This is a genomic window from Stenotrophomonas maltophilia group sp. Smal17 (assembly GCF_030237045.1).
Lineage (GTDB): Bacteria > Pseudomonadota > Gammaproteobacteria > Xanthomonadales > Xanthomonadaceae > Stenotrophomonas > Stenotrophomonas forensis.
The window spans coordinates 69285-79253 of record NZ_JASJSU010000008.1; the positions used below are offsets into that span (position 1 = coordinate 69285).

The 9969-nt window shown below is 66.6% G+C and carries 10 protein-coding genes; 1 reads left to right on the forward strand and 9 read right to left on the reverse strand.

Annotated elements, in window-relative coordinates; translation table 11 throughout:
* Nucleotides 1-40: 40 nt before the first annotated feature.
* The 6 genes from QRO93_RS04225 to QRO93_RS04250 all read right to left on the reverse strand — a co-directional run bounded on the left by QRO93_RS04225 (nt 41) and on the right by QRO93_RS04250 (nt 6236).
* The gene (locus QRO93_RS04225) at nt 41-1705 is read right to left on the reverse strand and encodes a tyrosinase family protein (protein ID WP_180878590.1); all 1665 of its coding nucleotides are present in this window, start codon (nt 1703-1705) and stop codon (nt 41-43) included.
* 277 nt (nt 1706-1982) lie between these two features.
* Nucleotides 1983-2240: a hypothetical protein gene (locus QRO93_RS04230; protein ID WP_164087945.1), complete on the reverse strand. Its 258-nt coding sequence runs from the start codon at nt 2238-2240 to the stop codon at nt 1983-1985.
* The gene (locus QRO93_RS04235; RefSeq protein ID WP_053449831.1) at nt 2237-3589 is read right to left on the reverse strand and encodes a hypothetical protein; all 1353 of its coding nucleotides are present in this window, start codon (nt 3587-3589) and stop codon (nt 2237-2239) included. The genes QRO93_RS04230 and QRO93_RS04235 overlap by 4 nt, the downstream gene beginning before the upstream one ends.
* 20 nt (nt 3590-3609) lie before the next feature.
* Nucleotides 3610-4749 (reverse strand): SPFH domain-containing protein, encoded by a 1140-nt coding sequence (locus tag QRO93_RS04240; RefSeq protein WP_180878589.1) that lies wholly within the window; start codon nt 4747-4749, stop codon nt 3610-3612.
* A gap of 101 nt (nt 4750-4850) precedes the next feature.
* Nucleotides 4851-5735 (reverse strand): NAD(P)-dependent oxidoreductase, encoded by an 885-nt coding sequence (locus QRO93_RS04245; protein WP_180878588.1) that lies wholly within the window; start codon nt 5733-5735, stop codon nt 4851-4853.
* 57 nt (nt 5736-5792) lie between these two features.
* Entirely contained in the window at nt 5793-6236 is a 444-nt protein-coding gene (locus QRO93_RS04250) for a CD225/dispanin family protein (protein ID WP_180878587.1), read from the reverse strand.
* Between the two features lie 288 nt (nt 6237-6524).
* On the opposite strand from QRO93_RS04250, the gene QRO93_RS04255 reads away from it, so the two are divergent.
* Nucleotides 6525-8000: a helix-turn-helix domain-containing protein gene (locus QRO93_RS04255; protein ID WP_180878586.1), complete on the forward strand. Its 1476-nt coding sequence runs from the start codon at nt 6525-6527 to the stop codon at nt 7998-8000.
* Nucleotides 8001-8055: 55 nt separating this feature from the next.
* Here QRO93_RS04255 and QRO93_RS04260 read toward each other — a convergent pair whose 3' ends face one another.
* The 3 genes from QRO93_RS04260 to QRO93_RS04270 form a co-directional block, all read right to left on the reverse strand.
* Complete coding sequence (locus QRO93_RS04260; protein WP_285303962.1) at nt 8056-8469, reverse strand: hypothetical protein; 414 nt, start codon at nt 8467-8469, stop codon at nt 8056-8058.
* 35 nt (nt 8470-8504) lie between these two features.
* Nucleotides 8505-9584, reverse strand: coding sequence for a hypothetical protein (locus QRO93_RS04265; RefSeq protein WP_180878585.1), 1080 nt, complete (start codon nt 9582-9584; stop codon nt 8505-8507).
* A 20-nt stretch (nt 9585-9604) separates the two neighbouring features.
* The coding region (locus QRO93_RS04270) for a hypothetical protein (RefSeq protein WP_285303963.1) at nt 9605-9969 on the reverse strand (365 nt) is incomplete at its 5' end.

The following is a 9969-nucleotide window of genomic DNA, read 5'->3' on the forward strand; positions in this document are numbered from 1 at the left end:
CCGGACGGATGCCGGCCAGGCCGGCACCCGCCCGGGTCCATCAGGGTTGCAGCGGTGCGACCGGGATCGAGGCGTCCAGCACCGGGAACGTCTGCGGTGCCTGGCCGGTCGATGCGACCAGGCGGATCTCCAGCGTGGTCGTGCCGTCATCGGCGGCCTTGACTGCCTGCAGCGCTCCCAGCTTCTGCGGCAAGGGCACCGCAAAGGTGGTGGGATGGCTGTGGTCCATGCCCGGCATGCTGGGCCCGAAGAACGAGACCGTGCCCGCGTAATAGGGGCTGTCGGCGGCAACAGCCGAGGTGCCGGCGGGTGCATTGACCAGGACGTCGAACTCGCGCGTATTGTTCAACCCCTGTGGGCGCTCCAGCGTGACTTCGGCAATCAGCTGGCGCGGTGCGGACGTGGCCAGGTGCGCGCGCACCGCTTCGTTGGGAATCGCGACGCGGACGGCGCCATCGGACCGGGTGCCGCGGACCAGCCGTACCGCACCGGCGGCTGCAGGCAGCGCTGCCGCCTGCAGCAGGTCGTTGCGGCCGGGATAGACGTAGTCGTAGTCGAAGGCGGTGGTGGAGAAAAACGCGCTTGCCGGACGCTCACCGACGAAGCCGCCCTGGGCATTGACGAAGAAGCGGAACGGCTCGTTCATGAACTGGCGTCGCTGGTCGACGTCGACCGGCATGATCGGCTTGCCCCGCGATTGTTGCAGCTGGTTCCACACGTCCCACAGGCGGTCCATGTTGGCGTGGTGCAGGTAGAAGATGGGGTCCAGCGGCGACAGGAAGTTGGTCATGTTGCCGTAGGGACCGGGATCGACCGCGCCGACACCGCCGATGCAGTTGTGCACCTTGTTGTGCGGGAAACCCTCAAGCACCGAGAATTTCGTGGCGCCATCAGGCGGCACCACGTGCGACGCCGTGCGTGAACTGGTGAAGCTGCGGCTTACATCGGCATTGTAGAAGTCCACCGGCGACAGCCCCGCATGGATCGTGTCGGGAGACACCGCCGAGGCCGTCTTGGCATCGAAGCCCGGATTCTCGCGCCACAGGTAGCGGGCACCACAGGTGATCGCATAGGCCGCATTGCCGGAAATGCCGGTCTTCTCCGTGGCGCTGTATCCGGTCACGTCGTTCCAGACATCGTCGGCCGTGAGATAGCCGCGCAACTTGAGCTGGCCGCGTTGGCCCGCGTCGAGCTTGTCCCAGTAGCGCTGCAGCGCCGGCCGCATGAACCGGGTGAACACCGCCAGGTTGCGCGTATAGGGCGCATAGGCGCTGTCGGTGGGCGTGAGTACGCCATCGAACATCGCAGGAGGAATACGCGGCAGCTCGGTCCAGTCCCAGTAGGGCATCGCGAACTGCGGATCACCGCTGAGCGTGCGGATGGTCTGCTCGAAGTAGCCGACATAGCCGCGGTGCCAAACGTAGAACCACCAGTTGCCGTGCGGGCAATCCATCAGGTGCACGAAGGCGTTGCGGAACCAGTTGCGTGGATCGTCCGGCGGCAATTTCAGCATGGCATTGATGCCGCGCGCGTAGCTGGCCAGCATGCGCTGGCCCTCGGGACTGGTGACGTTGTAGCGGTGGTAGCGGGCCTGCACGGCCTTTTCGGCCGGTGTGGTGCCGCTGGCCCAGGCTGCGGGCGCGACCAGTGACGCCAATGAAGCGCTGGCGGTGGTGGCAAGAAAATCACGACGTGTGTAGCGCATAGCCTTCCCCCTGGTGATTGGTTGAACCGCGTTGGGTTACAAATCACTGGCAAGGCCGGCGGCAGCAGGGCGGCCGGCCCGACGGGGACATCCAGCCCCGCCGCTTCCACCGGCAGGTGCAGCCATGGCCGGATGGGAAGCGGCGGTAGTATAGGCATGCGCTACGGCGACGATCTGCGAAGCACGCCACAGACGACAGCGGGTAGAGACCGCTGCGGCCTGAAGCCGTTCACCGTCGTCGTTGCGGCGTCGTCGATCAGCCAGGCATGGCCTGGCTCTACCGATCGGGCTTTACCCGTGCAACCCGTATCCGGTACTGGTACACGTTGTCGCCTTCGATGCGCGTGGCCTCGGTGCCACGCACCTGGCCCACCTTCTGGTTGGAGCCGGTGACCGGTTGCGCCTTGACCTCGGTCTCGTGCTCGAAGGAATGCGATTTGTCGGTGTTGCGGTAATAGCGGTACAGCGCCCAGTACAGCGCGGTTGCGCCGGCCGGACCTGCCGCCAACAGCCAGAGGCCGCTATCGTCGCTCATGAGGTTGCCATCAGGATGAGGATTGCCAGTGCTTCGATGACCGTGCCGGCGGTCAACGCCGCCAGCAGCATCTTCCATTGCTGCACCGGCACGCTGCCCATGGTTTCGCCGGTACGGCCGTTCACTGCGATGTAGTGCAGCATGCCGCCGTTCTTGCCGGGCTGGTGGTACGAGTACAGCCAGACCGGCAGGTACATCGATACCCAGCGGGTACCATGCACTTCCAGCTGTTCCTGCTCCCAGCGCACGCCACGGTTGTAGCCGCGTACCGAAGATTCCACCTGCGAGCGCGCAATGGACAGCAGCTGGTCTTCAAGTCGTGGCCGCAGCTTCTCCACGTCCAGGTTGCGCTTCTCGGAAGTGAAGCCCGCCAGGTACGAGGCATTCCACTTCACCGCGTTCTTGGTGTCGAACGGCAGGATGGTGTTGATGATGTTGTTGGTGTTGGCGCGGACATCCAGATTGCCGCGCTCGGCGGAGGATTCCAGCGGCAGATCGTCCACGGTGAAGTCGACCTGGCGCTCGATCTGATAGATGTCGGCGTCATAGACGGTGCGCTTGTTCTTCTCGCTGCCTACCGTGTACTGGCGGGTCTGGATCTCGCCCTTGCCGGCCACGGCCGCACTGACATTGCCATCGACGATCATGTAGGGCAGGAACACGCCCACCACGTTTTCCGGGGTGAACTCCTGCTTGAACGCCTTCAGCGCGAACATCCGGCGCTTGTCGACGAACTGGCGGATGCGCGCGACGGCATCGTCCTTCTTGATATGGAAGGGAAGGACGGCATCGGGCACCGCGCCGTTGCTGATCTGCTCGTTGACGCCGAACACATGCCGGCACCAGTGGCAGCGCGCCGTCATCGTGCTTTCGGTATTGACCGTGACTTCGGCGCCACAGCCGGTGCACTTGAAGGTCATCAGCGCCGAGGTATCGGCGTCGATGTCACGCGCGCCGGAGGCGATGACGGTGCCACGCAGCTGGTCGATGGCTTCGCCCAGCCCGAACTCCTCTTCGACACGCGCGCCATGCCATTCGTGACGGCAGTACAGGCAGACCAGGATGTCGGTGCCGGCCTTGGGCCGGATGTCGGTGGCGCCGCACTTCGGGCAACGGTTGAGGCCGTCCTTCAGCTCGCTGGCCGAGGTGTCGATGGCCACCGGGTCCGGGGCCTCCACTTCATCGCGGATGGCCTGCGGCAGCGTCGAGGTGTCCAGCGGGAAGCTGCCGGGCAGGGGAGGGACGTCCTGCGGGGAACCCGGTCCATTCAACGACGCCGCCGGCAAGGGCGGCGGCGTCGCGGGCGCGGATCCGGGCAGCGGCGGGGGGCCGTTTCGGGGATCGGACATGTTCGTTGTGCGTCCTGCCGTTACAGGCCCAGTGCCTTGGCCTTCAGGGCGTCGTAGTCGCTCTGGGTGATCAGGCCCAGGTCCAGCATCTCCTTGGCCTTCTTCAGCTTGGCCACCGGATCGTCTGCGGCCGGTGTAACCGGCTGCTGCATGCCGCCGACACCGAACATGCCCGAGGCCATGCCGACACCGACAAGCCCTGCCGCACCGCCGTTCTCGCCGGCCGACTGGATGCCCTGGGCGACGCTGGCCTGCAGGTTGGAGTTGCCGCGCGAGCCGGACAGCGCATCGGCGCGCTGCACGGTCTTCAGCAGTTCACGGGTGTTGGCGTCGTACTCGATGGAAACGATGGCGGTCTTGACGATGGCCAGGCCGCGATCGCTCTGCCACTGATACGCCTGCTCGACCGCGGCCGACAGGCTCTGCGCAAAGCCGATCGAATCCTGCTGCAGCTTGGTGATGCGGTTGCCCTTGCTCGGATCGTTCGTGTACAGGCTGAAGGCCGGGGCCAGCGAACCGACCACTTCATTGAACAGCTGGCTGGCGGCGGCGTTGTCCAGATCGGTGAAGTCGAACACCTGGCCCGGCTGCAGGTAGCTGGCCGGCACGAAGTTCTTCACGAACAGGATCGGGTCGACGATCTTCAGCGTGTACGAGCCACGGGTGACCGCGCCGACCTGGGTGTTGAGGAAGCCGTCGTCCCAGTAGATTTCCGACTGGGTGCCGAAGCGGTTGTCGGGCAGTTCCTTCAGCGAGACGAAATACGCAGCCTGCTGCGAGCCGGGCTGGCCGCCGAACTTGAAGCGTTCCCAGCTCTGCTTGATGAAGGTGCTGACCAGGCCGTCACCGGCAAAGATCGACTGCGAGTTCAGATCGTCCGAGCGCCACTCGTAGCCGCCCGCTTCGGCGACGAACGCGGTGATCGCGCCGTCCTGGAACAGCAGCAGGCCGTAGCCTTCCGGCACGATGATCTTCGAGCCGTTGCTGATGATGTTGGACGAGCCGCTGGTGTTGGAGCCGCGGCCGGCATTGGTGCCGTGCGGCACCGCTGCGAACAGGGCCGCCGTGGACGGCAGGCCCGTGGGCACGGTGTAGAAGTCCTTCCACTGGTCGGCCAGCACACCGCCTACCGCACCCTTCACCGCCTGTACCAGACCCATGTCCAACTCCCTGTGATTCGAGGGCAGGCACCGTGCCTGCCGACCTGGGCTGAATATAGCAGCGGCCGGGGACGGCAGGAGTGCCGGAAGATGAATCCGGGTCAGCGCCGGCCGGCAGCGCCCGGCCTGGCGCGGACCACCTCCAGCACGGCGGCCATGTCCAACGCGCCCAGACCTGCGTGCTCTGCCTGTGCGAACAAGGCATCGCTGGCCTCGATCAGCGGTGCATGCATGCCTGCCTCGCGTGCAGCGGCGGCCACCAGCGCGCTGTTCTTGTGTACATCGGTGATCGATGCCTGCACGGCAAAATCGCCACGGGCCATCTTGTCCAGCTTGATCCGTGACACCTCACTGGCCATCGGCCCGGCATTGAGCACCTGCGCGAAGCGTTCCAGCTCGATGCCGTGGGCTTCGGCGAAGTGCACGGCTTCGGCCAGGCCGGTGACCAGCGTGATCAGGTACAGGTTCACCGCCAGCTTCATGCGCAACGCGGACGGCACGCTGCCGCAGCACACCGTCTGCCGGCCCATCGGTGCCAGCAGCGGTGCCGCTACGGCGAGATCGGCATCGGTGCCGGCCAGCATGATGACCAGTTGCGCCGCTTCGGCCTGCACACGGGAGCCGGAGACCGGCGCCTCCACGTAACGGCCACCCGCGGCGCGGATCTGCTCGCCCAGCGCCTGTGAATACGCCGCCGAACTGGTGCCCATGTTGATCAGCAGGCGGCCGCGCACGCGTTCGCCGAACGCGCTGCCCTGTCGATCAAGCACGCTGTCGATGGCGTCGTCGTTGGCCAGCATCAGGATGAGGGTTTCGCAGGCTGCGAATACGTCGTGCAGCTGCTCACGGACCTCGACGCCTGCGGCACGCGCGGCGGCGTGGTTGCGGCCGGAGCGGGACCAGCCCAGCACGGCACGGCCCGCCCGCGCCAGGTGGCCGGCCATGGGCGTTCCCATGACGCCCAGGCCGATGAATCCCAAAGGCATGGCTGGCTCCAGAGCAGGACAGGACGCCCATCATGCCGCAGACCGGCGCTGTGTGGCTCAGCCCGCTGCGCGCAGGATCAGTGCATACCCCACCAGCAGCAGGACACACAGCGGCAGCGTGACGAATGAAGCGATCATCCAGCGCAGCGCTTTGCGCGATGCCACCGTGGCCGGGCCGATCTGGCCGGCGGCGAGCAGCGATGACGTGCGGTTGGCGTAGACGGTGGCGACGATGCCGAAGGGCCAGAAGCCACCGAAGATACTCAGGATCGCCCACATCAGATAGTTTTTGGGGGCTGCCGGGCTAGTGTGTTCCATACGTTGAATCTCCTTGGTTGGGCGCGGATTATGCCGCCCGCTGGCGGCACCGGCATACGGGCCCGGTGCTGCACGCTGCCCAGATATCGCTGGCGCCGCGCCACGGCCCGCGAAAAGGACGATTTCCTGGTGGTGCAGGAGCCCGCCGACCCGTGGATTTGGTGCGGCAATCTGGATATTCACGTGATTATCATCACGTTTCTCTTGAAACTCCGATTCGATAATCGGAAATGCCGGCGCCGTGAAGGCGTTGGGGGAATCCGGATCCGTCCGACGTCCGCATCGTCGACCCACCGACGGCAACCCCCTGGGGGCATGGGGGCGGACAGCGTGCGCGTTGATCTGCGTGTGCAGCGGCTGGCGCGAGGCGCGGCGTAGGCATCGCAGCATCACGCAATGAAGCCAGACGCTAGGCATTGCGCGATCGCCTGGTGCAGCAGCACCGGGGCGCCATTCGCAAGGGGAGTTTCAATGCACAGGCAAGTCAGTCAGATGTTGCAGCGCGCCTATCGACCGTACCGGTCCTTGCCCGACCTGCTGGGCGCGTTCATCAAGGAGTTTTCGCAACACCATGCGCTGCGTGGCGGCCGTGTCCATCTGCGTGGACCGGGCACGGCCCCTGGCCAGGACGCGTCGCTGGAGGCCGGCCAGCGCCTACCGATCCGCTACGGCGGCGAGGTGCTCGGCGAGCTGCAGCTGGAAGGCGAGGCGGGTGGACTGGACAGCAGTGCGCTGGCGCTGGGTGAAGCGTTCGCGCATCGATGCGCACATCTGATCAAGCGCTACGAAGCGCAAGCCTGGGCCGAACAGGCCCTGAGCCGCCCGTTGCTGCTGGTCGGCGCCTGCGATGCGTTGAAGCGGATGGAGGAGTTCGTCGAGCGCGCTGCCGCCAGCCAGTTGCCGGTGCTGCTGCGCGGCGAATTCGGCACCGAGAAGATGGAACTGGCCGCGGCCCTGCACAGCTGCGGTCCGCGGCGGCGGGGGCCGTTCGTCGAGGTCAACTGCGCCCATCCACAGGAAACGCCTGCGGACTGGTTCGCGCGCGCCCGCGGCGGCAGCCTGTATTTCCACGAGGTGGATGAGCTTCCGGTTCCCTTGCAGGCGCAGCTCTCGCATTGCATCCGCGACCTGGAGACCGCCACCGTCCAGTCTGGCCAGGCCCGCGCGATCCGGGTGATCGCCTCCACCAGTGCCGACCTTGAACAGCGTGTGCGCGAGCGGCAGTTCTCGCGGGCGCTGCTGGCCGGGCTGGAGTTCCTTACCGTGGACATTCCCCCGTTGCGCGAGCGCAGCGACGACATCGATGCGCTGGTGGCGCGCTCGCTGCAGATGCATGGGTTCAACCCGCAGGTCATCAGCGAGGACGTGCTGGATGCGCTGCGTGGCCATGACTGGCCCGGCAACCTGCTGGAGATGGAGCGGGTGGTGGTGCGCCTGGCGGTGATGACCGGCGGGCGCAGCATCCGTCGTGAGGACCTGCTGCGGCATGCGCCTGGCCTGATGCTGGGCGAAACAGTGGCGGATGCCGATCCTCCGGTGCCCGACGGGGAGGCGCTGCAGGCGGCCGGGGCAGTACCGCAAGCTGTCGCTTCGACGACACCTGCGCCGTCGCACGACGGCCTGCACGATGGCCTCAAGCGTGCGCTTGCCTATCTGAAGGATCACGCCGCCGAGCCGGTCACGCTGGGCGATTTGGCGCGCCAGGCGCATGTGAGCCAGTCGCACCTGGGCTTCCTGTTCCGCAGCGAACTGGGCACCACCTTCAAGCTGCTGCTGCAGCAGCAGCGCATCGAACACGCCAAGCAGCTGCTGCGGGGTGGGCAGCGCCTGCGCATCACCGATGTCGCGCTGCAGGTCGGCTTCGGTGACCTCAGCCACTTCGAGAAGAGCTTCCGGCGCCTGGTCGGGGTCAGCCCGCGCAGCTATCGGCGCATACCGGAGCAATGAAAACCCCGGCGCAGGTTCAGGCCTGCCCGGGGTGAGCGCATCACCGCAGCGGACGCTACCTGGCGTTCGCTTCGGCGGCCCTGCGTACCGCTTCCTCGGCAGCCTCATCGGCGCGGCGGGCGGCTTCGGCGGCGGCTTCGACGGCCTGCTGCGAGACCGTCATCGCCTGGCGGATGCCTTCGTCGCTTGCCGCCATCGCGGCGTCGGCAAGTTCCTGCGCAATCTGCATGGGGGTTTTGCCGCCGGGACGGTCCGGCGTGGGGAACGGAGAGGGTGGGATCGGGAAGGTCATCGCAGGAACTCCTTCTGGGGCTGGGGAGGAGGAGCCGTCGTTGCGCTCCCCCAGGATGTGGCGCAATGCCGCCTGGGCATCGGCCAGGATCTTCTGCGCTTGCTGCCGCGCGGCCTGACGGCCGGCGTTCACGGCCACGCCGGCGGCCGAGGCCAGCGCGGCCGTGGCTGCCTGCACGCCGTCATCAGGCCCGGGCGGGGGTGAGGGCGGGCTCACACCGCGTCTGCCTGGTAGCCGATCTCGGCCTCATCCTCGGCGAAACGGCGCGTTCGGCGGTAGTCCTGCAGGGTGATGACGTTGTCCTCCACCTGGATGCGCGCCTGTTCCTTGGAGCCATCGATGGCGAACAGCACGCTGGCACCGTCCTGGCCGAGCTGGCCGCGCGAGACCGGATGGTTGTCGAGGAACGCCTGTGCGCTACGCAGTTGCCGACGCGCGGCCTCGCGCCATCGTTCGCCATCCAGCTGCAGCCCATCGCCATCGCCCAGGAACATCGCGACCTGCTGCGCGGCCAGCGAAATGCGGGCGTAGCCGATGTGGCGGTTTGCCGCCAGTGTTTCGGCAATGGCGGCGCGCACCTGCTCGGGGGATGGAAGATGCGAAAGCTGGGGCCCGTCCAGGTAGCCGAACAGCATCGGCAGCAGGGTCTGCAATGCGTGCGTGGCACGTTCCAGGCGCAGGTCGCTGTTGCCTCCCGGCCGATAAGCACGCAGGTAGAAGCGGAAATAGTCGGCGAACTCGATCGGCCTGCGTGCGTGCTGCAAGGCGAAACGGGCCGCTTCGGCCTGGACCTCGCTGGGCGGGTTATGGCCGCCCTGTTCCTGGGCCAGCTGGTACAGCGCCAGCGATTCACGGAAGTCGAGCTGCTGCAGCAGCGGCGCGTCGCCGGCGCCAACGGCCGCGAGGAAGGGCCGGTATGCGCCCAGTTCCTTGTTGCTCAGCAGGCCGTGCCGGACCAGCACACTCTGCACTTCATTCGACAGCAGGTTGCTGGGCGGGCTCGATTCCAGCTGGCGCAACGCTTCAAGTTCGTCGGTGTGAAGGCTGAGCAGCTTGACCGGGCTCACCTGCAGGCCGGCATGGGGAAGCCAGGCCATGCGTGAACCATGCAGGCCCTGCTGCACGCCTTCGAGCATCGCGCCTTCGTCTGCAAAGGCGTATCGATGCTCGTGTGAATCGATGGCCCACTGCAGCCAATAGTGGCCGCCATCGACGAACGGCAGCACGCGCTTGGTTCGCGAACTGAACTGGCCGGGATGGGGAACGGGGCGACCGTCGATGAAAACGCTCATGCGTGGCTCTCCTGGCGGCCTCACTGGGCCGGAAAATCCTTGAGGACGGTCGCAGCGGCGCTGCCGACGCGGGTGAAGTCGTCGGTGGCCCCCTGCATCATGGTCTGCGCCTGCGTAAGCACCCTCGCATACTTTTCGTCTCCGGTCGCCAGGTATTGAGCCATGGCCACGCCGGCGGCGGTGGTTGCGATGGTGGAAACGTTGCGCAGCGCGTCGGCCGCGTCCTGCACGGCAATCGCCGCGGACTGGGCCACCGATTGGTAGGCCTTGCCGGCGCCACTGGTCTTCACCACGGTCGTGGCCATGGTGGCCGTCTGCACCTGGTTGATCACATCGATGACCTGGGCGTTGACGTTGCTCGGGTCCATACGGGCTCCTTGATGGG

What these genes read in the sequence shown, in the direction of transcription:
- QRO93_RS04230 (WP_164087945.1), bottom strand. Translation starts at nt 2,240, where the DNA reads ATGAGCGACGATAGCGGCCTCTGGCTGTTGGCGGCAGGTCCGGCCGGC.
- QRO93_RS04245 (WP_180878588.1), bottom strand. Translation starts at nt 5,735, where the DNA reads ATGCCTTTGGGATTCATCGGCCTGGGCGTCATGGGAACGCCCATGGCC.
- QRO93_RS04225 (WP_180878590.1), bottom strand. Translation starts at nt 1,705, where the DNA reads ATGCGCTACACACGTCGTGATTTTCTTGCCACCACCGCCAGCGCTTCA.
- QRO93_RS04255 (WP_180878586.1), top strand. Translation starts at nt 6,525, where the DNA reads ATGCACAGGCAAGTCAGTCAGATGTTGCAGCGCGCCTATCGACCGTAC.
- QRO93_RS04240 (WP_180878589.1), bottom strand. Translation starts at nt 4,749, where the DNA reads ATGGGTCTGGTACAGGCGGTGAAGGGTGCGGTAGGCGGTGTGCTGGCC.
- QRO93_RS04265 (WP_180878585.1), bottom strand. Translation starts at nt 9,584, where the DNA reads ATGAGCGTTTTCATCGACGGTCGCCCCGTTCCCCATCCCGGCCAGTTC.
- QRO93_RS04235 (WP_053449831.1), bottom strand. Translation starts at nt 3,589, where the DNA reads ATGTCCGATCCCCGAAACGGCCCCCCGCCGCTGCCCGGATCCGCGCCC.